This is a genomic window from Micromonospora arida, from assembly GCF_042873195.1.
Taxonomy (GTDB): domain Bacteria; phylum Actinomycetota; class Actinomycetes; order Mycobacteriales; family Micromonosporaceae; genus Micromonospora; species Micromonospora arida.
Genome location: NZ_JBIALC010000001.1, coordinates 1,072,124 through 1,094,451, shown reverse-complemented (window position 1 = coordinate 1,094,451; position 22,328 = coordinate 1,072,124). Strand labels below are relative to the sequence as shown.

At 70.0% G+C, this 22,328-nt stretch carries 16 protein-coding genes and 1 pseudogene; 8 read left to right on the top strand and 9 right to left on the bottom strand.

Annotated features, from left to right (window positions below):
- Positions 1-45: 45 nt before the first annotated feature.
- Complete coding sequence (locus ACFYP0_RS05110) at positions 46-1,140, bottom strand: ROK family transcriptional regulator (protein WP_356974977.1); 1,095 nt, start codon at positions 1,138-1,140, stop codon at positions 46-48.
- An 87-nt stretch (positions 1,141-1,227) separates the two neighbouring features.
- On the opposite strand from ACFYP0_RS05110, the gene ACFYP0_RS05105 reads away from it, so the two are divergent.
- Both ACFYP0_RS05105 and ACFYP0_RS05100 read left to right on the top strand, forming a co-directional pair.
- Positions 1,228-2,502 carry a DUF1479 domain-containing protein gene (locus tag ACFYP0_RS05105; protein ID WP_355499513.1) on the top strand — a complete coding sequence of 425 codons (1,275 nt, stop codon included), beginning with the start codon at positions 1,228-1,230 and terminating at the stop codon, positions 2,500-2,502.
- Between the two features lie 118 nt (positions 2,503-2,620).
- On the top strand, positions 2,621-3,157 hold the full coding sequence (locus tag ACFYP0_RS05100) for a PepSY domain-containing protein (protein WP_386994473.1): 537 nt from the start codon (positions 2,621-2,623) through the stop codon (positions 3,155-3,157).
- Between the two features lie 103 nt (positions 3,158-3,260).
- Here the strand turns inward: ACFYP0_RS05100 and ACFYP0_RS05095 are convergent, their stop codons facing one another.
- Positions 3,261-5,153 (bottom strand): ABC transporter ATP-binding protein, encoded by a 1,893-nt coding sequence (locus tag ACFYP0_RS05095; RefSeq protein WP_356974981.1) that lies wholly within the window; start codon positions 5,151-5,153, stop codon positions 3,261-3,263.
- A 36-nt stretch (positions 5,154-5,189) separates the two neighbouring features.
- On the opposite strand from ACFYP0_RS05095, the gene ACFYP0_RS05090 reads away from it, so the two are divergent.
- Positions 5,190-6,065, top strand: coding sequence for an alpha/beta fold hydrolase (locus ACFYP0_RS05090; protein WP_356974983.1), 876 nt, complete (start codon positions 5,190-5,192; stop codon positions 6,063-6,065).
- A 125-nt stretch (positions 6,066-6,190) separates the two neighbouring features.
- Here the strand turns inward: ACFYP0_RS05090 and ACFYP0_RS05085 are convergent, their stop codons facing one another.
- The 3 genes from ACFYP0_RS05085 to ACFYP0_RS05075 form a co-directional block, all read right to left on the bottom strand.
- Entirely contained in the window at positions 6,191-7,441 is a 1,251-nt protein-coding gene (locus ACFYP0_RS05085) for an HNH endonuclease signature motif containing protein (protein ID WP_356974985.1), read from the bottom strand.
- 63 nt (positions 7,442-7,504) lie between these two features.
- Complete coding sequence (locus ACFYP0_RS05080) at positions 7,505-8,017, bottom strand: HAD domain-containing protein (RefSeq protein WP_386994470.1); 513 nt, start codon at positions 8,015-8,017, stop codon at positions 7,505-7,507.
- A gap of 703 nt (positions 8,018-8,720) precedes the next feature.
- A complete protein-coding gene (locus ACFYP0_RS05075) occupies positions 8,721-9,932 on the bottom strand; it encodes a chitosanase (protein WP_386994468.1) in 1,212 nt (403 codons plus the stop codon).
- A gap of 263 nt (positions 9,933-10,195) precedes the next feature.
- Here ACFYP0_RS05075 and ACFYP0_RS05070 point away from each other — a divergent pair.
- Together ACFYP0_RS05070 and ACFYP0_RS05065 are read left to right on the top strand one after the other, a co-directional pair.
- Positions 10,196-10,417, top strand: a pseudogene (locus tag ACFYP0_RS05070) (RNA polymerase sigma factor); the annotation flags it as partial.
- 26 nt (positions 10,418-10,443) lie between these two features.
- The gene (locus tag ACFYP0_RS05065) at positions 10,444-11,067 is read left to right on the top strand and encodes a hypothetical protein (protein ID WP_386994466.1); all 624 of its coding nucleotides are present in this window, start codon (positions 10,444-10,446) and stop codon (positions 11,065-11,067) included.
- Positions 11,068-11,113: 46 nt separating this feature from the next.
- On the opposite strand, the gene ACFYP0_RS05060 is transcribed toward ACFYP0_RS05065, so the two are convergent.
- Positions 11,114-12,739, bottom strand: a complete 1,626-nt coding sequence (locus ACFYP0_RS05060; RefSeq protein WP_124857245.1) for a glycoside hydrolase family 43 protein — start codon at positions 12,737-12,739, stop codon at positions 11,114-11,116.
- A 308-nt stretch (positions 12,740-13,047) separates the two neighbouring features.
- Between ACFYP0_RS05060 and ACFYP0_RS05055 the strand changes: the two genes are divergently transcribed.
- Positions 13,048-14,031: a LacI family DNA-binding transcriptional regulator gene (locus ACFYP0_RS05055; RefSeq protein WP_386994848.1), complete on the top strand. Its 984-nt coding sequence runs from the start codon at positions 13,048-13,050 to the stop codon at positions 14,029-14,031.
- A gap of 6 nt (positions 14,032-14,037) precedes the next feature.
- Here the strand turns inward: ACFYP0_RS05055 and ACFYP0_RS05050 are convergent, their stop codons facing one another.
- A complete protein-coding gene (locus ACFYP0_RS05050) occupies positions 14,038-14,745 on the bottom strand; it encodes a SanA/YdcF family protein (protein WP_124857249.1) in 708 nt (235 codons plus the stop codon).
- Positions 14,746-15,267: 522 nt separating this feature from the next.
- Here ACFYP0_RS05050 and ACFYP0_RS05045 point away from each other — a divergent pair.
- A complete protein-coding gene (locus ACFYP0_RS05045; RefSeq protein WP_386994464.1) occupies positions 15,268-17,328 on the top strand; it encodes a cellulose binding domain-containing protein in 2,061 nt (686 codons plus the stop codon).
- 49 nt (positions 17,329-17,377) lie between these two features.
- Here ACFYP0_RS05045 and ACFYP0_RS05040 read toward each other — a convergent pair whose 3' ends face one another.
- Positions 17,378-18,121 (bottom strand): AraC family transcriptional regulator, encoded by a 744-nt coding sequence (locus ACFYP0_RS05040; RefSeq protein ID WP_124857253.1) that lies wholly within the window; start codon positions 18,119-18,121, stop codon positions 17,378-17,380.
- Between the two features lie 54 nt (positions 18,122-18,175).
- Here ACFYP0_RS05040 and ACFYP0_RS05035 point away from each other — a divergent pair, with 54 nt between their 5' ends.
- Positions 18,176-19,321 carry an MFS transporter gene (locus ACFYP0_RS05035; RefSeq protein ID WP_356975000.1) on the top strand — a complete coding sequence of 382 codons (1,146 nt, stop codon included), beginning with the start codon at positions 18,176-18,178 and terminating at the stop codon, positions 19,319-19,321.
- A gap of 67 nt (positions 19,322-19,388) precedes the next feature.
- On the opposite strand, the gene ACFYP0_RS05030 is transcribed toward ACFYP0_RS05035, so the two are convergent.
- Positions 19,389-22,112 carry a M14 family zinc carboxypeptidase gene (locus tag ACFYP0_RS05030; RefSeq protein WP_356975002.1) on the bottom strand — a complete coding sequence of 908 codons (2,724 nt, stop codon included), beginning with the start codon at positions 22,110-22,112 and terminating at the stop codon, positions 19,389-19,391.
- Positions 22,113-22,328: the final 216 nt, after the last annotated feature.

Below are 22,328 nucleotides of genomic sequence, written 5' to 3'. Positions count from 1 at the left end.
GCAGGTTCGGACTCCTGGCGGAGTGCACGGATTCCAGGGCGATCGTCAGCTGTTCGCCGTGATGACTGACCGTAGACGGCTGAGTGCCTCGGCGCGCACACCGGACAGGACCGGCTCGCCGGTCAGATCGGCGGCCCGTACGGGAACCGAACGCGGCATGCGGGCCGTCTGCGCCCGGATGTCGTCGACCAGGGCCGGCCCCCAGGCGCCGCCGACGACGATCTCTTGCGGGTCGGCGAGCGCGATCACGGCGGCGACCGCACCGCCGACCGCCTCGCCGACAGCTGCCCGGGTGCCGGCATCACTGGTGAGGAGTCGCTCGACGTTGATCGCCGTGGAGCCGGGGCGGCGCAGACTCAGTTCGGTGAAGACCTCGATGAACGGTATGGCGCGGCCGCCGGGTCCCACGGTGAGGAGGTGGGCGATCTCGCCGACCAGGCCGGTGTGCCCGCGGCGGACTTCGCCGTCGCTGACGATCGCGCAGCCGAGCCCCTCACCCAGGAACAGGTAGCAGAAGTCGTGGCCGGTTCCGCTTTCCGCCCGCGCTGCCCAGTTGACGTCGTTGTCCACGACGACGGTCCCGGCGACGTGCGGCGCGAGGATGGCGACGGGGTCGAGGTCGCCGACCAGGAACGGCGAGTCGGGTAGCTGCACCAGCCGGCCGGTGGCGCGATCCACCGGGTCGGCTGCGCTGACCACGGCCAAGCGGACCGGCTGTCCGGAGGCGGCCAGGACTTCGCCGGCCGCGGCCTGCAACGCCTCGGCGGCCTGGCTCGGGCGGGTGGGACGGTCGACCGGCCGGACCGCGCGCGCCACGGTGTCGCCGTAAATGTCCAGGCGTTCCGCCACGACGCCCTCGGGGGCGATGACGACGGCCAGGGCCACACCGACGTCGGGAGCCAGCGCGTAGTACGAGCCCACCCTGCCGCGCCCGCGGCCACCCGGGGTGCGTTCCCCGGTGTCGGTGACCAGGCCGCGCTCGGCGAGGCGGCGCACGCTCTCACCCGCGGTCGGCTTGGAGATGCCGATCTCGGTGGCCAGCTCGGCCCGGGTCAGCCGGCGGTGCTGCATCAACGCGCGGAGCACGTGCTCGTCGGTGAGCGACCGGATGAGCTCCTGAGACGGCATGGCGGGATCCATGCCGACATTCTAGTCAGGGCTGTTGCCTAGATAGGTCTCAGCCCGGTAGGTTCTTCCAGTAACGAGAGCTGACTAGAAGGAGTTGCCGTGTCGACCGCCACTGCCCTGCCGCACTGGGAAGAAACCCCGACTGATCTCAAAGGCGCCACCCGCGAGATCAAAGCCGCGCTGCGCGCCCAGATCGAAGCCTCCGGGCGTACGGTCGATGAGGTTTTCGCCGTCGTCGAGCAGCGCGTCCATGCCGCGGTCGACGACATCAACGCCGCCCGCCGTCGTGGCGAGAGCGTGTGGCCGGTCATCGACTACGCCGACATCGCCAACGGCACCGTCACCGCCGAGCAGGTGGACTTGCTGCGCCGCCGCGGCTGCCTGATCGTGCGCGGGCACTTCGACCGTGACCAGGCCCTGCGGTGGGATCAGGACATCGTCGACTACGTCGAGGGCAACCACTTCTTCGAGAACTACCGCGGTCCCGCCGACGACTTCTTCGGCAGCGTCGGCTCCAAGCCTGAGATCTACCCGATCTACTGGTCACCCGCACAGATGCAGGCCCGCCAGAGCGACCGGATGGCGAACGTCCAAGCCTTCCTCAACAGCCAGTGGAAGCACGAGTCCGACGGCGTGCAGTGGTTCGACCCCAACCGCGACTCGCTCTACCCCGACCGGATTCGCCGCCGCCCCGAGGGCGCCGACTCGGCCGGCCTGGGCACCCACCTCGACCCCGGCACCCTCGACCTGTGGATGACCCAGGCCTACCAGAAGGCGTTCCGGCACCTGTTCGACGGCAGCGTCGAGCAGTACGACCCGTGGGACGCCGCCCACCGCACCGACGGCCCGCAGTACCCCGGCTCCACCATGTGCTCCGCGTTCCGCACCTTCCAGGGCTGGACCGCACTCTCCGACATGGCCCACGACCAGGGCGTCCTGCACACCGTGCCGATCCCCGAGGCCATGGCCTACCTCATGCTTCGCCCGCTGCTGTCCGACGTCCCCGACGACGACATGTGCGGCGTCACCGTCAACCAGGTCTTCCCAGCCGGCCACAAGTGGCACACCCCGCTGATGGAGGCACTGGTTGGCATCCCTGACGTTCAGGCCGGCGACTCCGTCTGGTGGCACGCCGACATGATCCACAGCGTTGCCCCCGTCGAGGCCCAGAAGGGCTGGGGCAACGTCATGTACATCCCCGCCGCGCCCTGGTGTCCCCGCAACGAGCGATACGCCGCCAGCGTCCGCGAGGCGTTCCTCAGCGGCTCGAGCCCGTCGGACTTCCCCGCCGAAGACTACGAACGCGCCTGGCCCAACCGCTTTCAGCCCGAAGACCTCAACGAAACCGGCCGCCGCGGCCTCGGCCTCGCGTAAGACCCCAGCTCCACAACCCCGTTGCGGTATTAACCCGCCCTTAGGGTCCGGACAGCGCGGTGCTATCCACATCTGGCCGATCCTCGGAGTCAACAACCGAGGAAAGGTGGACACCACGATGAAGCGCACCAATCTGCTTCTGGCGTCGGTCGGCGGGTCGGCGGTGCTGGCGGTGGCCGGGGTCGCGCTCGGCGTCAGTGCCGCGAACGACTCGCGGACCGGCGGCACGGCACTCGCCGCGGCAACCGTCGCGCCGACGGCCACCGACGCGCCGGTAGTCACGGGTTCGCCGTCGGCCGGCACCCCATCGGGTACGCCGTCGAGCGGAACGCCGTCCGGTACGCCGTCGACCGGCAGCGCGCCCGCGGGCAGCGCCGTCGACGAGAAGCGCGCCGGTGAGATCGCGCTTGCCAAGGCCGGTGGTGGTCAGATCGTCGAGGTCGAGGCCGAGCAGGAGAACGGCCGACCGGTGTGGAGCGTCGAGATCGTCGCCGGCGACACCGAGCACGAGGTGGACGTCGACCGGGACAACGGCTCGGTGGTCAAGGCCGAGCAGGAGCCGGTCGACGACGACAACGACGACGACGCTGACGACGACAACGACGACAACGACGACGACGACGACGCTGACGACGACGACAACGACGACAACTGACCGCGGTCGCCGCTCACCCCCGGAGCTTTCATGGGGTGAGCGGCGGCGCGCTGTGACGCGGTGGTCGGACTGTCCCTCGTGGGCGGACCGACCACCGCGTGCGTCATATGGCGACGCGTTGCTCCTGGACCGTCGGCTGGTCCTGGGCGAACTGGGTGCGGTACAACTCGTGGTAGCGGCCACCAGCCGCGAGCAGGTCACTGTGCCGCCCGCGTTCGACGATGCGTCCCGCCTCGACGACGAGGATCTGGTCGGCCGCCCTGATGGTGGAGAGCCGGTGCGCGATAACCACACTCGTCCTGCCGGTCAGCGCCTCGGCGAGGGCGTCCTGAACCGCAGCCTCCGAGGTGGAGTCGAGATGCGCGGTGGCTTCGTCGAGGATGACCACGCGCGGACGAGCCAGCAGCAGTCGCGCGATGGTGAGCCGTTGCCGTTCCCCGCCCGACAGGCGGTATCCACGCTCGCCGACGACGGTGTCCAGCCCGTCGGGAAGTGAGCGGATCAGATCGTCGAGGCGGGCCCGCCGGAGCACCTCCCACATCTCGTCCTCGGTCGCGTCCGGCTGGGCGAACGCCAGATTGGCGCGGATGCTCTCGTGGAAGAGGTGCCCGTCCTGGGTCACCACGCCCAACGCCGTCCGGATCGACTCGGCCGACAGCTCGCGTACGTCGACGTCGGCCAGCTTCACCGCGCCGTCCTCGACGTCGTACAGGCGCGGCACGAGCTGCGCGATTGTCGACTTGCCCGCCCCGGAGGAGCCGACGAGCGCCACCATCTGCCCCGCCTCGGCGCGGAACGACACCCCGTGCAGCACATCCTCACCGCCGCGGGTGTCGAGCTTCGCCACGTCCTCCAGGGACGCGAGCGACACCTTGTCCGCTGAGGGGTAACCGAACCGGACCCCGTCGAACTCGACCGCGACCGGCCCTTCCGGAAGGGGCCGGGCGTCGGACCTGTCGAGGATCAGCGGCTTGAGGTCGAGGACCTCGAACACCCGCTCGAAGCTCACCAGCGCGCTCATCACCTCGACCCGAGCACTGGCCAGCGAGGTCAACGGTGCGTAGAGCCGCGACAGGAGCAGCGCGAGGGCGACCACCGTCCCGGCGTCGAGGCTGCCCCGTAGGGCGTAGAGACCACCCAGCCCGTAGACCAGGGCCAGTGCCAACGAGCCGACGACGGTGAGCGCGGTGATGAAGACCCACTGGAGCATCGCTGCGCGGATGCCGATGTCGCGGACCCGACGTGCCCGCGCCGCGAACTCGGCCGACTCCTCGGCCGGCCGGCCGTACAGCTTGACCAGCGTGGCACCGGGTGCGGAGAAACGTTCCGTCATCCTGGTGCTCATGGCGGCGTTGTGCTCGGCCGCTTCACGCTGCAACTGAGCGAGCCTCGAACCCATCCGGCGAGCCGGGAGAACGAAAATGGGCAGCAGGACGAGCGCCAGCAGCGTGATCTGCCAGGAGAAGGTGAGCATCACGGCCAACGTCAGCATCAGCGTGACGGCGTTGCCGACCACACTCGACAGGGTGTCGCTGAAGGCCCGCTGCGCGCCGATCACGTCGTTGTTCAGGCGGCTGACCAGCGCACCCGTGCGGGTTCGCGTGAAGAACGCCACCGGCATGCGCTGAACGTGGTCGAAGACAGCCGTCCGCAGTTGGACGATCAGCCCCTCACCGATGCTGGCGGAGAGAAATCGCGTCACCAGACCCAGTCCGGCCTCGGCGAGAGCGATCACGGCGATCAGTACGGCCAACCGAATCACGACGCCGCTGTCGGCGCCGTCGACGATCGCGTCGACCACCCGACCGGCCAGAACAGGCGCCGCCACCGTGAGGACCGCCGTCACCACACTCAACAACAGGAACCTGACGATCAAGGCACGGTGCGGCCGTGCGAACTGCGCGATCCGCTTCAATGTCGCGCGGGACAGCGGTCGCTCGTCCTGCGCGTTCATCGCGTGGTGCAGCGACGTCCACGCGGCAAATTCCATGCTCATGCATTACCTCCGATATTGGAGGCTAGGACCTCACCCGTGCTTGAGGTCAAGTCGCCACGCGATACTGGCGATATGGACCCGGGCGTGCGCGGCGACGACGGCTGCCGTCTGTGGGCGGAACAGACCGGCGCCGGGCCGCCTCTGGTGCTCTGTCACGGGGGTCCGGGTCTGTGGGATTATCTTGCACCGGTAGCCCTGCTGCTCGAAGAGCATGCCCGCACCATCCGGTGGGATCAGCGCGGCTGTGGGCGCTCGCAGCGGCGCGGACCGTATGGCATCGCCCGCTTCGTGGCCGATCTCGACGCGGTACGTGACCAGATGGCCGGTCCGCGGACGGCCCTGTTGGGCCATTCGTGGGGTGCACACCTGGCGTTGCGGTACGCCATTGAACACCCCGAACGGGTCAGCCATCTGATCTACGTCTCCGGGACCGGCATTGATCCCGATCGCGGCTGGCATCCGCACTACAAGCGGAATCTGCGGCTGCGGCTCGGGCCTCACCTGGACCGATGGGAGGCCCTCAGCGCGCGCGACCGTACGCCGGCAGAGGAACGTGAATGGGCGGTGCTGCAATGGTCGGCCGACTTCGCCGACCGCGGGTTGGCACTGCGCCACGCCGATCGCATGGCCACGCCGTGGCTGGGCATCAACTACGACTGCAGCCAGGCTGTCAACGCCGAGGTCAAGCAAGAGCTCCGCAACCCCGGCATGGCCGTGCAGTGCCGAGCGCTCGACCTGCCCGTGCTGATCATCGACGGCACCGAGGACATCCGGCCCCGCTGGGCCGTCGACTCGCTGCACCGCGCGTTGGCCAACAGTCAGCGCGTGAGCCTTGTCGGGTCCGGCCACCTTCCGTGGGTCGAGAATCCGCACGACTTTCGTCGGGCGGTGGCCGCCTTCCTGAGGCAATAGGGTCACCAGATCTCCAGCCGGTCCTACCGCGATCTCCCGGATTCGCGATAGCGCCGCTACGCGGCGGGGTTGGCTCCGATGGATCGGCTCACCGACCGAAAGGGTGCTATTTCTGCTGGCTGTTCCTACGTTCGTCGGTGGTAGTGGTTGCGGCGGGGGAGTTGTTCGGGGTCGAGCCAGGCGGGTGGCACAAATTCGGGGCGGCCGTCGCTGCCGAGTCGGACCGTCCAGTCGCTGTGGTGCAGGTGTCGGTGGTGGTGGCCGCAGAGTAGGACCGCGTTGTTCAGGTTGGTCGTGCCGCCGTCGGCCCAGTGGTGGATGTGGTGGGCGTGGCACCAGCGGGGTGGGCGGTCGCAGCCGGGGAAGGCACAGCCGCGGTCGCGGAGGACGAGGGCGCGTCGGAGTGGGCCGGTGATGAGGCGGCGTTGTCGACCGACGTCAAGGACCTGGCCAGCTCCACCGAGGACGGCGGGCAGGATGGTGGCGTCGCAGGCGAGCCGGCGCACGGTCTCGGCGGTGAGCTGCTGGCCGATGTCGAGGGCGCCGGCGCCCAACTGCCGGGTCAATACGTCGTAGCCGGTGGTGACGACGATCTGGGTGGCGTCACCACCGCTGTCGGGCAACTCACCGGTACGCAAGCTGAGTCGGCAGAGGTCGGCGAGGGCGTCGTGGCGGCGTTGGCCGGGGGAGCGCTGGTCGTCGGGGCCGGTTGGTGCGGTCAGTGGGTCGATGGCGGCGCGGAGGAGGCCGGCGGCTTCTGCGTCGAGGGTGCCGGTGAGTCGGAGTCGGCCGTCGGTCTGCTCGGAGAGGGTGAGGTGGCGGTCGCGGCTGGCGCGTCGTGCTTCTGCTTCGAGGGCGGCGCGGGCGGCGGCGTCGGCGATGTCGGGGGCGACGTGGTCGAGGATTCGGGTGCCAAGTTTGCGCAGGTGGGTGGGGTCGAACTGGGCGGCCCAGCCGGTGAGCAGGCTGACGGCCTTGTCGGCTGCCTCGGGGCCGGCGGCGGCCTGCACGGTGTCGACGGCATCGGTGATGACCTGGGCCTGATCCAGGCTGATGGCTCCGTCAGCTAGCGCTTGTCGGATGCCGGGGTTGCCGGTGTCGAGGGTGGTGGCGAGGTCGACGAGTCGGCGGGCGGCGGGAACGGTCAGCTGGAGTCGTTCGCGAAGCCACACTGCGGTGCAGGAGGCGCCCTGCGCGCGGGCCGTGCCTCGGCCGTCGATCTCGCGAACCAGGGCCAGGGTGACGGCGGCGAGGCGTTGCTGAAGGCGGTGCGCGGCGTCGAGCGCGGCGATCAGGTCGTGCTCCGGGAGGGCCCAGGCGGCGGCGTCGGCGCAGGCGGCGACGGCGTCATCTGCCTGCGACAACTCCTCGACCATGACGCGAGACTAGAACAGGCGTACGACAGTTCCAGTCAACATGATCGATTGGTGAGACCGGCTTTACGGAGGGCTGGGGGTGTCGCTCGGGGTTGTCCACGGGCGTTGGAGGGCCTTGGCCCAGGCGATGACGTGATCGATGGAATCCCGGGTGAGGCCGATCGTCGGGTTGGTGGTGATCAACAGTGTGGGGCTGCTGCGTCCTGCGGCCCACGTGCGGGCTTGAGCTGTGTGGAGGTCGTCCACCCACGCCGCAGGCCGTCGCTGGGCGTAGGCGGCGACGAGCGGAACCTTGTCGCTGGGGTGGAACGGCGTGGGTGGCATGGTGATCACGGGCAGAGAAGCGATGTGCAGAAGCGGCGCGAGGAGCTGGTTGGCTTCGTCGTTCCAGCTCGTGGCCCATGTGACGTCCAGGATGGTGCTCGCTTCGATGATCCAGGCGCCGTGATCGGGGTTGATGCGGACGGGTTCCTCACCGGGGAACAGGTGGTGTTCGGTGTAGCCGGAGGGCGGTTGAGAGGTTCCGTAAGGGTTGAGGACACCGTCGACGTCGAGCAGGAGCAGGGGGCGATCCACCCGGAGGATTCTGCCGCATCGGTCCGCCGGTAATGACCGCGCGAGAGATCAGCGGCTATGGTCCTGGGCGCGGAGTCTGGTCGAGCGGATGCCGAGGAGTGGGCGTCGGTGCTGGTGGAGTCCTTGGACACTGCCGCTGTCCGAGCGCTCGGGGTCGGCGAGACCATCCACCGGCGGATGATTGCCTGTGTCGCGGCCATGCACTACTTCGGCGTACGCGCCGGGGACCCGGTGCGCGACCCGGAGTTGGTGTTCCGCCATCTCGCCGCAGCGCTGGTGGTTCGCCGGACGTCTACTTCGAGCGTTGCCGATCAGCTCTCGCCGGTACGCTGGCGAATTCGACCGGTTCCGGGCCGGCGCGGGCGGCGACATGCGGAGGGTGGCCGCCGCGGGGAGCTGGCTGGACGGCACCCGGGCGGCACTGGTCCAGCTGTGTCGGGAGGTGGCAGTTCGCCTCGTCGAGGCGCCGCCTGAGCGCGCGCCTGGGCGGGCCGACAAGGGCGTGAGCCTGCGGGATGAAGCTTCCCGGTGGTGTGCGGTGTTGCCGCAGATCGAAGCCGTTCGCAGCGCCGCGAGAGCCGCGAGAGCCGCGCAGGCAGCCGAGCAGGGGACGGCGACAGGTGGCACTTGATGTCGCCGTCCCGCTCAAGCTCTTACCAGCAGGAACGTGGCTGCGGGAGGTGACGTACCCGCGGGACTGGACCTAGCCGATGCGGAACTGCTCGCCGTACACGGCGAACACCAGTGGCGTGTTGAGGTTGAAGTTGCCGTTGTTGAGGAACACCCGCTGGGCGGTGTCGACGCGGGAGGTGTCCGAGTGGGCCTCTTCCTTCTTCATCTCGATGACCCGCTCGTCGAGGAACGCGTTGAGCCAGGTCCGCTCGTCACCGCCCTGGGCTGGCGGCTTGGCCCGGTTCAGGGCGCGGTTGCGGATCTGGCGCATGCCCTCGTACCCGTGCATGACCGCCGCGTCGTAGTAGGCGAACTGGCCGAGTGCCCGGACCTGGTCGTTCTTGCCGTCGCGTACCGATGGGTTGAAGTAGACCCGGTCGCGTTCGGCCTCCTGGGCGGCCTGGAACACCGAGTCGGTGGCCGCGGTCCGCCAGTCACGGGGGAAGTTGGGGTCGAGGCCGGCGTGCGACGGGGTGCCGTTGACGTTGCGCAGCGCCGGCAGGTAGCCGGCGAGCACGTTGCCCGGCTTGGTGCGGGTGTACGCCTCGACCAGTTCGAGCATGTCGCCGGTCCCGGAGCAGAAGCCGATGATGCCGGCGGTGTAGCCGCGCCCGTCGCCGATGTCCTCGATGTAGGAGAACTGGGCGCGCCAGTCGAGCGAGGAGTTCTCCGCGGCCGAGACGAGCTGCATGGCGACGTTCTTCTTCGCCGGGTCGTCGAGGTTGGTCCCGCTCGGGGTGGTGGGCGTGGGCGTGGGGGTGCTGCCGCCGCCCGGCAGGGTCCACCGCTGGTTCGTGGTGCCGCCGCAGGTCCAGATCTGCAGCCGGGCGCCGTTCGCGGTGCTCCGATCGGTGACGTCGAGGCACTTGCCGGAGCTGGAGTTGACGAGCGCACCGTTGCTGGCGGTCCACTTCTGCGCGCCGGTGTCGTTGCAGTCGTACAGCTGCACCTTGGCGCCGTTGGCGGTCGACGCGGCGGTGACGTCGAGGCACTTGCCGAGTGCCCGGATCGAGTTGTCGGTGTTGCCGACGGTCCACGTCTGGGCCGCGCTGCCGTTGCAGTCGTAGAGCTGGACGGGCGTCCCGTTGGCCGAGCTGGCGCCGGCCACGTCGATGCACTTACCACCGAGGCCGGTGATCGGGCCGGCGGTCGCGGCGCTCGCCGACGGCAGGCCGTAGCCGACGGCGGCGACGCCCACCAGCAGGGTGCCCACGACGTAGGCGGCTGTTTTCTTGTGAACCATGGGTGTTCCTCGGGGAAGGGGCGGCGTGCCGCCAGCCGGTCGGTGGCCCGGCGCGACGGTTCGGCCCCGGCGGGCACCGCGAGCATCAGGAAACTGTATTAACAGATACCAGTACGTCGATTTATCGTCAATCGACGACCGCGAGGCGTGACGGCGTCTGTTCATCCCGTCGTTGGAGGGACGTACCCGCCGGTGACTATCGTCGGGCCGTAACTGATCAACGGGCCGGTCCGTCGGAACCAGCACCGTCCGACGGACAGAAGATGGTCATGGAGTCGACTCTGCGTGCTCGGGTGCGAGCTGGTGACCCCGGCGCGTTCGCCGACCTGTTCGACACGTACGCGCGCTCGGTCTACAACCACGCGTTCCGGCTGACCGCCGACTGGGCCACGGCGGAGGACGTCCTGGCCGCCACGTACCTGCAGGCCTGGCGTTCCCGGGAGCGGGTCACCCAGGAGGGCGGGTCGCTGCGGCCCTGGCTGCTCGGCATCGCCGACGCAAGGAGCGTTCCATGGCAGTCGACCTTCGCCGTACCCGGCCGCTGTGGGCCACGGCCGCCGCCGTGCTGTCCGCTGCCGCCCTGGCCGCCTGCGGCAGCGGCGGTGGCGCCGACCCGGCCGCCGCGCCCGCCCCGACCAGCGCCGCCCCGAGCAGCGCGACCACGTCGACCGACGTCGCGCCCCCGCCGATCAAGGGCAAGCTGCGCGGGTACGCCACCGTGCGGCAGCTCAGCGACACCGCGGACCTGGTCGTACGTGGTGAGGTCGAGGAGGCCGGATTTCGGGTCGACGAGGTGCTGCGCACGACGACCGGATCGACAGTGCGGGCCGGGGCGCGGATCACGCTCGCCCCGCTGCCCGCCGGTGTGCCGGACATGGCGCACATGTCGAAGCTCGACGCCGGGCAGGTCGTGGTGCTCTACCTCGCCCAGGACCCGGCTGCCCCGACGTTCCGGACGCTCAGCGGCGACTTCGGCGTGTTCGACCTGACCGGGTCCGGCGCGGAGGCCGTCGCCACGACCCGCTCGCAGACCATGGCCGTCAGCGGCCTGAACGCCGAGGACCCGGCCGCGTCCGGCCACGGTTTCCGCACCACTCTCGGCCAGTTGCGGGCCGTGGCCGCCCAGGCCAAGTAGGACGAGTGGGCACGCGGACGGCACCCGCCGAGTGCCGTCCGCGCGGTCACTGTTCCCGGTAGGTAGCCAGGTCGAAGTCGGCGTGCACGCCGTCGCCGCCCAGGTCCTGCACCCACAGACCGAGAAACGCCCCGGTGAAGCCCCACGCCGCCGGCTCACCGTCGATGATCAGTGCGGCATGCTCGTCGGACAGGATGGTCGCGTCCAGCTCGACAGGTAGCCGCTGCCAACCGGCGCCGAGGTCGTAGTCGAAGCGCACCGCCGGCCCGTCGAAGACGGCCCGCAGGCCGACCCGGGTGACGCCGTCGGCATCGACGGTCAGCTCGGGGTACGCGGTGCGCCGCCCGTTGTCGGAACTGAGCAGCTCCAGCACCGTCCGGCCGTCGTCGGCCCGGGTCAGGTAGAGGTGGTGCCAGTTGAGCGTGTTGTAGTAGGCGGTGATCCCGGCGAGTTGACGGTGGTCGGCCGGTTCGAACTCCACCACGGTCTCCAACGAGCACTCCCTTGCGCCGACGCGTCGCCCGACCAGGCTGGGTGCCTGTCGACCGACCGGCGACTGCCCGCCGTGGACCCGCAGGTACGACGGGCGGGTGTGCAGGTCGACCCAGTCCGGGGTGGCCGGCCGACGCAGCGTCGACCAGCACCGGCCCAGCTCGGGGGCGTCGAAGTGGTCCGTCTCGGGCTCCGCCGGCCAGGGGTGCGCGGGCAGGTCGGGTGCGACGACGTCGTCCGCGGGCACCCCGCCGGAGATCCGCGGCCAGCCGCCCGACGGCCACTCGACCCGCTGGATCGCGGTCTCCCGACCCAGCACGCAGTTGCCCAGCGGGGAGTACGGGCGGCCAACCAGGTGGGCCAGGTACCACTCGCCGTTCTGCGTGTGGACCAGGCTGCCGTGACCTGCCTTCTGCAACCGCAGGTCGGGCCGACCGAAGGAGGTGAGCAGTGGCCCGTCCGGGTCCACCTCGTACGGTCCGAACAGCTCCCGGGACCGCGCCACGGTGACCTGGTGCTCCCAGCTGGTACCGCCCTCGGCGGTGATCAGCCAGTACCAGCCGTCGTGGCGGTACAGGTGCGGACCCTCGGTGACCCCGACCGGTGAGCCGGTGAACAGGATGCGGGGGCTGCCGACCAGACGGCGTGCGGCCCGGTCGTACTGCTGGATCTCGATGCCACCGAAGCGGTCGCGGCCGGGCCGCCAGTCCGCGCTCATGCCCAGCAGCCAGGTGGTGCCGTCGTCGTCGTGGAACAACGACGCGTCGAACCCGCGCCCGTGCAGTTTCACCGGATCGGACCAGGGGCCGGTGATGTCCTCGGCGGTGACCAGGAAGTTCTGCGGATCCCAGTAGCCGCTGGCGAAGCTGGCCACGTCGCTGTAGACGAGGTGGAACTGACCGTCGTGGTACGTCAGGTCTGGCGCCCACACCCCGTTGGAATCGCCGCATCCGCGCAGATCGAGCAGGCGCCGGTCGGTGATGATCCCACCCAGGCTGCGCCAGTTCACCAGATCACGCGAGTGGTGCACGAGGACGCCCGGATACCACTCGAAGGTCGAGGTGGCCAGGTAGTAGTCGTCGCCGACGCGCAGGATCGACGGGTCCGGGTGGAACCCGGCGAGGACGGGATTGCGGATCGACCGGGTAGCGGTCGCCACGTTAGCGATGTCGGTCGACACGAGCACTCCTCTGCACGGGCTGTCTGGAACTTCCGGAAAATCGTGGTCCCGGATCGCTGGAATCCCTGCTTACGCTAGCCGGTCTTTTCGCAATAGGACAGAGGTCTTGACCGCTGGGACAACAGCTCGTAGCGTGCCGGCCATCGATCGACATTACCGGCGAAGCATTGAAAGTTTCGGAGATCCATAGCTCACCGCCCCGCCCGCTCAGCCGGATGACGAGGCTCCACCGCGAGCAGACCTGAAGTTTCCAGCAGGACGCAGGGGGGACCGTGGGCACGGAGAACGGCCGAAACGTCACCATCGCCATGATCGCGCGGTTGGCCGGAGTCTCCGTGCCCACCGTCTCCCGGGTCATCAACGGCCGTTCCGACGTCGCCCCCGACACCCGGGAGCGCGTCGAGGCGCTGCTCAACCGGCACGGCTACCGCCGCCGCTCGCCGGCCCGGCGTACCGACGCCGCCCTCATCGACCTGGTCTTCAACGACCTGGACAGCCCGTGGGCCGTGGAGATCATCCGTGGGGTGGAGGACGTCGGCCAGACCAGCGGCGTCGGCACTGTCGTGTCGGCCATCCACTGGCGCATCTCCTCGGCCAAGCAGTGGCTCGACAACATGCGTACGCGCTCCACCGAGGGAATCATCTTCGTGACCTCGATGGTGAACCCGCCGTTGCAGGCCGAGCTGCGCCGACTCCACCTGCCGGTCGTCATCATCGACCCGGCCGGGGTCGACCCGCAGGAGTCACCCACCATCGGCGCCACCAACTGGGCAGGCAGCCTCAGCGCCAACCAGTACCTGATCAGCCTCGGCCACCGCCGCATCGGCTTCATCGCCGGCCCGCCGCACCTGATGTGCAGCAGGGCCCGGATGGACGGCTACCGGGCCGCCCTCGGCGCCGCCGGGATCCCCGTCGACGACGCCCTGATCCGCCCCGGCAACTTCTACCACGAGGCCGGCTTCACCGCGGGTACGCAACTGCTGGCGCTGCCCGACCCGCCCACGGCCATCTGCGCCTCCAGCGATCAGATGGCGCTGGGTGTCTACGAGGCGGTCCGCAAACGGGGTCTGCGGGTGCCCGACGACGTCAGCGTGGTCGGCTTCGACGATCTGCCGGAGGTGCGCTGGTGCTCGCCACCGCTGACCACCGTCCGGCAACCCCTGGCCGAGATGGGCATGCTGGCCGCGCGGACCGTGCTGCGCCTCGCCGGCGGCGAGAGGACCGAGAGCCCTCGGGTCGAACTCGCCACCGAACTCATCGTCCGCGACAGCGCCGCACCACCACGCTGGTGACCTCCCTCAGCTGACGCGCAACGCGTCGTCGACGCCCGTCTCCCGGCGGCCGAGGTGCGCCGGATCCCGACCGGAGAGCAGATCCAGTGCGGCCTTCAGGCAGGCGCCGTTCTCCCGGGACGAACTGAACCACCACGTCTGGGCGTACCGCTTCGCGCTGTCGTCGCCCACGCCGTTGGCGTCGATACCGAGGCGCCGGCACAGCGCCACGGCGCGCGGAAGATGGAAGGACTGGGTCACCACAGTGGCCCGCCGCACCCCGAAGATCCGCTCAGCGCGCGCGCACGAGTCGTACGTGTCGAAGCCGGCGTAGTCCGGCACCACCTTGTGCGCTGGTACGCCCCGCTGCACCAGCCAGTTCCGCATCGCGGCGGGCTCGTTGTAGTCGGCGTTCATGTTGTCGCCCGAAACGAGGATCGCCCGCACCTTGCCGGCGTCGAACAGCCGCCGCGCGATCTCCAACCGGGCGGTGAGGACGGGTGAGGGCGTGCCGTCGGCGTCCACCTTGGTGCCCAGGACGAGGGCGACCGGCGCGTTTGGCACCTCGGCCTCTCCGTAGAGGTGGCCCTCTGCGGTGTCGCGGATCCACGACACGCTGGCCACCGTGCCGCCGGTCAGCACCACGATCCCCACCGCGAGCGCGAGGACCGTACGACGGGCCAACCGCCGGTGCTCCCCGTACCACCGTCTGGCCGTGCCGAATCGTCCCCGCATGCCGCAAGGCTATTCCGCCCGCGCTCACGACTCTCGTCGGCGTACCCGCGACCGCCCCGAGCAGCAAACGAAGACCGTTGTCTATGGACAATCGCTCACTGTTAGCGCTAACGTGACGGACAGTCGTCGATCCTCGACCGACCTCGGGCCGCCCTGATGGCGACCGTCGGCCCCAGCCCTGGCCGCCGGGTCGCGTCCCGCTGTTCGGAGTCCGGGCCCGAGCAGCGGGACGCCACCCCGCACGAGCAACCGACGGGGTACGGCGTCGGTCACCGCGAGCGCGGCGAAGACGACGCCTGACGCACCTTGAGATTGTCGAACCGACAGTGCCATTGTGGTACGTCGATGAAGAGCCGCGCGGGGCTGATGTCCGTCCACTGGGCAGCCGGGATCCAGATGTGATCTCCGGGGGACGGTGACACGACCGATGGACCAACGAGAGTCTGCCGTCCACGAGATCGCCCGTCACCAGGTCGCACCCTGACCGGCCGGGCGGCTCATCTGCCCGAAGGAACCCCGCCCATGCGTAAACCGAAGACCCGAGCAGCACTCCTGGCGGGCCTGCTGCTCACCGCGAGCGCGCTCGCTGGCGTCAACCCACCAACCGCCACAGCGGCGGCCGACCCGGTCACCGTGACCGTCAACACCCGCGCCGGTCTGGCGACCGTGCCGGACACCGCTCTCGGCGTCAACCACGCCATCTGGGACTCGAACCTCGGCACCTCCGAGACGTCGGACCTGCTCCGCGGTGCCGGCGTGCAGATGATGCGCTACCCCGGCGGCTCGTACGCCGACATCTACCACTGGAAGGACCACACCGCGCCCGGCGGTTACGTCGCGCCGGGGACCGACTTCGACACCTTCATGGCGGCCGTCCGGCGCGTCGGCGCGCAGCCGATGATCATTGCGAACTACGGCACCGGTACGCCAGCCGAGGCCGCCGACTGGGTGCGGTACGCCAACGTGACCAAGGGCTACGACGCGCGTTACTGGACCGTCGGCAACGAGAACTACGGCAACGGCCACTACGGGTCCGCGTGGGAGGCCGACGACCACCCCGACAAGAGCGCGACACAGTACGCGAGGCTGGTCGTCGAGTACGCCGACGCGATGAAGGCGGTCGACCCGAGCATCAAGGTCGGAGCGGTGCTGACCATGCCGGGCAACTGGCCGGACGGGATCACCGCCGGCAGCGATCCGGGCCCGTGGAACCAGACAGTGCTCTCCATCGCCGGCCCGAAGATCGACTTCGTGGACGTGCACTGGTACCCGGGCGGCAGCGCCGCCGAGTCGCTGGCCCGCGTCAACCACCTCCCCGACGCCACCTACCTGCTGCGGCAGCAGCTCGCCCGGTACGCCGGGCCGAACGCCGACCGCATCGGCATCAGCTTCACCGAGCTGAACGTCGACGCCGGCCGGAACACCCAACCCGCCGCGCTGTTCCTCGCCGACGTCTACAGCGGACTGCTGGAGAACGGTGTCTTCACCGCCCACTGGTGGAACGTGCACAACGGCATGGGCACCGTGACGCAGGTGGCCGGTCAGACCGACTACGGCGACTTCGGGATGCTCTCCAGCGGGGCCTGCACCGAGGACGGCTCGGTCTGCCAACCGCCGCTGAACACACCGTTCGCGCCGTACCACGGGCTGAGCATGATGAAGCTCTTCGCGAAGACCGGCGACCAGTTCGTTCGCGCCGGCACCGACGAGCCCCTGGTCACCGCCCACGCCGTCCGCCGGAGCAACGGGGACCTCGCCGTGCTGCTGGTGAACAAGGACCCGGACAACGACCACCCGGTCACCATCGACTACGCCGGGTTCACCCCGTCGGCCGTCGCGCCGACGGTGTCCACCCTCACCAACGGCGCCACCGGCATCGTCACCAGCCAGTCCGGCTCGGCGACCAGCCGGACGCTGCCCGCGTACTCGTTGACCACGCTCGTGCTGCGCCCGGCCGGCGCGACCGCCGGACGGCCGGCGGCACCGGGCCAACCGACCGCGAGCGGCGTCACCGACCGCGCCGCGACGATCACCTGGCCGGCGTCCACCCCGGGCGCCAGCCCGATCGCCAAGTACGAGGTGCACCGGCAGAACGGTTCGGTCAGCGAGCAACTCGGCGAGACGGCGTCCACCTCGTTCACTGTCGGCAACCTCGTGCCGGGCAGCAGGTACACCGTCAACGTGCTGGCCCGCGACACCGCCGGACGGGTCTCCTGGGCCTCACCGCCGCTCACCTTCGCCACCGGCAGCCCCGCCGCCAGTACGTGCACCGTCCGGTTCACCACGGCCAACGACTGGGGCAATGGCTACATCGGCGGCGTCGAGATCATCAACAACGGGTCCCGCCCGATCAACGGCTGGACGCTCACCTGGACCTGGCCCACCGGTTGGCAGCAGGTGAGCAGTGGTTGGAGCGCCACCTGGGAGCAGGTCGGCACTGCGGTGCGGGTAACGCCCACCGTCGACAACCGGCAGATCGCCGCCGGCGGCACCGTGAGCGCCGGCTTCGTCGGCGCGTACGGCGGGCCGAACGTGCTACCCACGGCGTTCACCCTCAACGGCACCATCTGCGCCACCGGCTGACGCCGCGACGGTCGGCTGGCCCGTTCGTCGGGTCAGCCGACCGTCTCTGCTATCCGCGCTCGTGTCTGCCCGGGGTGTGCCCGAAGGCCCGGCGGAAGACGTCGATGAACGCGCTGGCGGAGGACCATCCACACCGGTGCGCCACGGCGGTGACTGGAACATCCTCTGCCAGCATCACCAGAGCACGGTGCAGCCGCAGTTGGGTACGCCACTGCGGAAAGGTCATGCCGAGGTCGGAGCGGAACAGGCGGGACAGCGTACGGTCGCTTCCGCCGACCTGCCTGCCGAGCGCGGCCAGGGTGCGGTTGTCGGCCGGGTCGGCGTACAGGATCGCGCAGAGTGCCTTCAGTCGGGGTTCGGTGGGCGTGGGCAGGCGCACGGGCTGCGTGGCCGAGGACCGTAACTGGTCGAGCAGAACGGCCCGCAGCCGCGCACGCGCGGGGCTGTCATCCTGGGGTGCGCGGGTGTAGGCGAGGATCAGCTCGCGCAGCAGCGGCCCGACGGCCAGCACGGTCGGCTCCGTCAGATTCAGCGGGTCCTCGGTCGCGGGCAGGCCGATCAGGTGCAGTTCGAGTGCGCCGTGGGCCTGGTGCGCGTGCGCGGTTCCGGCGGGCACCCAGATGGCGCGGCTGGCGGGGACGACCCAGGAACCCGCGTCGGTGGTGATTGCCAGCACGCCACGGGCGGCGTAGACGATCTGATGGTCGTCGTGGCGGTGCACGTCGATGACGGACCCGGACGCCAGCTGCTGGGCGCGAGTCGGTGCCACCGGCCGATGGCGGATTTTCGTCATTGGTTGGCAGGTTATCGGAAGCCCGACAGGCCGGGAAGCCGCGAGCATGGCGGCGTGCCGAGAAAAAGAACGATCATCCTGCTGTCCGTCGGACATGGTTGCGTGGACGTCTACCAGGGGGCTGTGGCGGCGCTCGTACCGTTCTTCATCGCCGAGCGTGCCTACACCTACGCGGCGGCCTCCGGCGTGGTGCTCGCCGCCTCGCTGCTCTCCTCGGTGGCGCAACCGTTGTTCGGTGCGCTGACGGACCGGTGGGCAATGCCCTGGCTGTTGCCACTGAGCACGATCCTGGGCGGACTGGGAATCGCGTGCAGCGGAATCACCGGTTCGTACCCGATGACGCTGGCGTTCGTGGCCGTCTCCGGGATCGGAGTCGCGGCGTACCACCCCGAGTCCGCCCGGGTCGCGCGGATCGCCAGCGGCGGAAGCCACGCCGGGATGGGTTGGTTCTCCCTCGGCGGCAACCTCGGCTTCGCCGTAGCGCCCATTCTGGTCGCCGCCGTCGTCGCCAGTGGCGGTCTGCGACTCACTCCGTTGCTCGTGGTGCCGGCCCTCGCGGGCAGCGTGCTGTGCCTACCCGTCCTTCGCGCGCTGCGCCCGACGACGGGGGCCGGTTCCGACACCCCGCGGTGGATCGGGACCGACGACAGGGCCTCGTTCGGCCGGCTGTCGCTGGCCGTGGTCTGCCGCGGCATCGCATTCGCGGGTCTGAGCACATTCCTGGCGCTCTACGCGCCGCAGCGCACCGGCGGGGGAACTTCGGCGGGAACGGCGGCGCTTGTGGTGCTCTACCTCGGTGGAGCGGTGGGTACGGTGCTCGGGGGCAACCTGGCCGGCCGCTGGGACCGGGTCACCGTCGTGCGCTGGTCGTACGTGGTGAGCATCGCCGCCGTCGCGGGGGTAGTGCTCGTCCCCGGGCCGGCGTTCTATCTGTTCGTGGCGCTCACCTCGGCCGGGCTCTACATTCCGTTCTCTCTCCAGATCACCCTTGCCCAGGACTATCTTCCGACCCGCGTCGGTACCGCGAGTGGCATCACACTGGGCCTGACCGTCAGCGTCGGCGGCCTGGTCAGTCCACTCATCGGCGGTGTCGCCGACGCGATCTCCCTCCAGGTCGCCCTCGCCCCGCTGATTCTGATGCCCGCGCTGAGTTGGCTGCTGTTCCGTACCCTCCCCGAGCCTGCCCCGCCGAGGCGCTGAAGCAAGCACCTGTCGAAGCGCCCGCCCCCAGGTCGAGGGGACGGGCGCTTCGCTGTGCACGGGTTGGTCAGCCCACCACCGACCGCAGTGGGACCTTGGCGGCGTTCAGCGCGCGTACCAGATCCCTCGCGAACGGGTGTTCGTCCACCTGGAGCCCCTGCGGGTTCGGGATCACGACGTACGCCGAGCCGTTCTTCTCGGACGCCTGCGCGTCGGCAGTGAAGCGTTCGACGATCGCCCGGGTGCGGGGCAGGTCGCCGGCCGCCACCTGGATGGTGATCGGCCGCCAGCCGCCGCCCAGGTCCGGCGGCACCGGCGCGGCGGCGGCGCTGGCGCGCGCCGCGTCGACGCCGGCCGTGCGCCGGGCGTCGGGCGCGGCGGTCGCCGGGTAGAGCAGCGCGTTGGCGACCAGGTGCAGACCATTTTCGTTGTACGCGCGGAAGAGCGGATTGAACGCGAACAGCACCGCCCGACCGGCGCCGGTCGGCTCGTCGACGACGGCTGCGGTGCCCTTCAGCGTTTCCGCCCCGACGGTGAAACCGTTGGCCCAGAAGGTGTCACCCGTCGGGTAGGTGAGCACGTTCGTCCCGGTGGTGCTCGGGGTGAGGATCGGGTCGCTGTTGTTGAACTCGAAGTCCTCCGCCGGGCGACCCAGCGCCACCGGGCTGTCCTGGTCGACGTCGACGCGCAGGTGCGAGCCGATCACCAGGTAGTCCGCCGGCTTGGTCTTCTCCGTGGTCGAGGTGAGCCCGGCGGCGCGGGCGACCCGGGTGCCCTCGTTGCGCAGCCCGAGGTAGGTGTGGCCCTGGCCGATCCAGTCGCGCAGGTTGGCCTGCCCGGCGGCGGTCAGACCGCCGGTGGCGCTGCTGCCGTCCGGCACCAGCAGCACGGTACGCCCGGTGAACGCCTCGGTGTTGTCGTTGATGTCGGCCGTGGTGACCGGTTTGAGGTCGAGCCCCCACCGCTTGCCGAGCACGTAGCGGGCCTCGCCGTGCGAGCCGGAGGTGGTGGAAATGCCGGTGCCCTGGAACAACCCCACGTCGGGCAGGTCGAGGCGGGTGCCGGTGGGCCGGCCGCCAGGGGTGAGGGTGACCCCGAGGGATTCGGCCAGCCCGTCCACGGTCCGGCTCACCTTGGCCGCCGGGATGGCGACCCTGCTGGTCGTGAGGTCGCGGAGCAGGGGTACGCCACGGCCGAGCAGGCTGAAGGTGAACTCCGCGGCGGCGGCCGAGTCGAGCGGGTACGTGTACGAGCCCCAGGGCCACGCGGCACCGGTGCGACCGCCGGAGACCTTGCGTACCAGTTCGGCCCTCGGCCGGACGGTGTCTCCGGTGTAGATGGCGTTGACGCCCATCAGCAGCGGGTTGCTCCAGGACGACACGTCGTAGAAGTACGGGAACGGGACGTACGGGTCCTCGCCCATGACGGCCTGGATCCAGTGCTTCTGCGGTTGGTCCATCGGGATCCAGTACGCGCCCTTGGGCACTGTCACGTTGGTGGCGCTGCGCCCGCCGAAGACCCGCGCGGTGGGCACCCGGGTCGCCTTCTGCACCTCGTACACCTCGACGTCCATCCGGCGCAGCCGCTCGACGAGTTGGCGGACGTCTGCGAGCTGCCGGTCGGGCATCAGGAAGTACGAGCGGATGGTGAGGTCCGGCACCGGGAACTGGACCTCGTTGGTGGGCTGCACCACCTCGTTCGGTTCGAGGGTGCCCGCCCTGCCCTGGGCGAGCGCGTCGGTCCAGATGTCGAAGTAGCCGTCCAGCACCTCGCGCTTGTTCGCGGCGGCCCAGCCGAGCGTCGACCACTGGGTGTGGAACTGCTGCTGGACCCGGTCGGCCACGGCCGACGCGCTGCCCTTCTCGTACGTCATGCCGGCCGCGCCGAACCCGGTGGTAGGCACGGTGTCGCCGTAGCCCATGAAGAACATGTCGTACGTGTCGTAGTTGAAGTAGCACTCGGTGGTGACGGTCTCGTCGCAGGCCCCGTTGAAGCCGAAGCCAGCCTTGTTGGCCTCGCCGATGCGGTTGATCCAGTCCACCGCCTCACCGGCGATCTCGTGGTGGATCGGGTCGGCGTTGGGCGGGAAGAAGTACTGCCGGCCGCCCATCTCGTGTGCGTCGATGAACACCTGCGGCGGGTAGCGGCGCAGCAGTTCGAGCTTGCCGTCGGTCTCCTGCTGGGTGCGGGCGAACCAGTCCCGGTTCAGGTCGAAGCCGAACTCGTTCTGCCGGCGGGTCGCGTCGCGGCCGTCCGGGTTCTGGGTGGGGACGATGATGGTGACCAGGTTGTCGTTGCGCTGGGCGACCGCGCAGGACAGGCCCGCCGCCAACTCGTACAGCGTCTTGAGCGCCGCGTCGGCACCGCTCTTCTCGCCGCCGTGCACGTTCGCGGTGACCCAGACGATGGCCGGGCTGTCCTTCGCCGTCCGGGCGGCAGTTCGCGCGCTGGTCCGGCGCGGGTCGCGCAGGTCCCGGATGTCGTCGGCGATCTCCCGCAGCGCGGCGGGCCGCACGTGGCGTTCGTTGGACACCACCGCGTACGGCAACGGCTGGCCGAGCACACTGGTGGTCATCACACCGGTCACGACCCGGTTCGAGGCGCGATCGACGGCCCCGAGATAGGTCCGGACCTCGTCGTTGGTGACGACGCGCTCCTGCCCCGCGCCGAGCGGGAAGCCGAGCACGGCGTCCGGGCTGGGCACGGTGCTCAACCGGGCGGTGGGGTCGTTGCTGCAGGAGGAGGGGCGGGTGGGGCTCGCAGCCGCCGTGCCGCTGAGCAGGGGAGCCATGCCGAGTAGGAGCGCAATCGTTGCGGCGCCCGCCAGCCGCTTCGGAGGGACCGTCCAGAACGGACGCGACGATGGGGCCATGTCTCGGGTTCCCTTCCTGGGGGAAAGCCTCGCAGTGGCCGGAGCCTATGGACGGGCGGACGGGGAGGTCAAGCTCTGATCGACTTCGGTGACTGCGAGGGCTGCCCGAAGGTCGCGCCGGCTGGCAGGATGACG

What these genes read in the sequence shown, in the direction of transcription:
- ACFYP0_RS05110 (WP_356974977.1), bottom strand. Translation starts at nt 1,140, where the DNA reads ATGGATCCCGCCATGCCGTCTCAGGAGCTCATCCGGTCGCTCACCGAC.
- ACFYP0_RS05100 (WP_386994473.1), top strand. Translation starts at nt 2,621, where the DNA reads ATGAAGCGCACCAATCTGCTTCTGGCGTCGGTCGGCGGGTCGGCGGTG.
- ACFYP0_RS05095 (WP_356974981.1), bottom strand. Translation starts at nt 5,153, where the DNA reads ATGAGCATGGAATTTGCCGCGTGGACGTCGCTGCACCACGCGATGAAC.
- ACFYP0_RS05085 (WP_356974985.1), bottom strand. Translation starts at nt 7,441, where the DNA reads ATGGTCGAGGAGTTGTCGCAGGCAGATGACGCCGTCGCCGCCTGCGCC.
- ACFYP0_RS05075 (WP_386994468.1), bottom strand. Translation starts at nt 9,932, where the DNA reads ATGGTTCACAAGAAAACAGCCGCCTACGTCGTGGGCACCCTGCTGGTG.
- ACFYP0_RS05065 (WP_386994466.1), top strand. Translation starts at nt 10,444, where the DNA reads ATGGCAGTCGACCTTCGCCGTACCCGGCCGCTGTGGGCCACGGCCGCC.
- ACFYP0_RS05055 (WP_386994848.1), top strand. Translation starts at nt 13,048, where the DNA reads ATGATCGCGCGGTTGGCCGGAGTCTCCGTGCCCACCGTCTCCCGGGTC.
- ACFYP0_RS05050 (WP_124857249.1), bottom strand. Translation starts at nt 14,745, where the DNA reads ATGCGGGGACGATTCGGCACGGCCAGACGGTGGTACGGGGAGCACCGG.
- ACFYP0_RS05045 (WP_386994464.1), top strand. Translation starts at nt 15,268, where the DNA reads ATGCGTAAACCGAAGACCCGAGCAGCACTCCTGGCGGGCCTGCTGCTC.
- ACFYP0_RS05040 (WP_124857253.1), bottom strand. Translation starts at nt 18,121, where the DNA reads ATGACGAAAATCCGCCATCGGCCGGTGGCACCGACTCGCGCCCAGCAG.
- ACFYP0_RS05030 (WP_356975002.1), bottom strand. Translation starts at nt 22,112, where the DNA reads ATGGCTCCCCTGCTCAGCGGCACGGCGGCTGCGAGCCCCACCCGCCCC.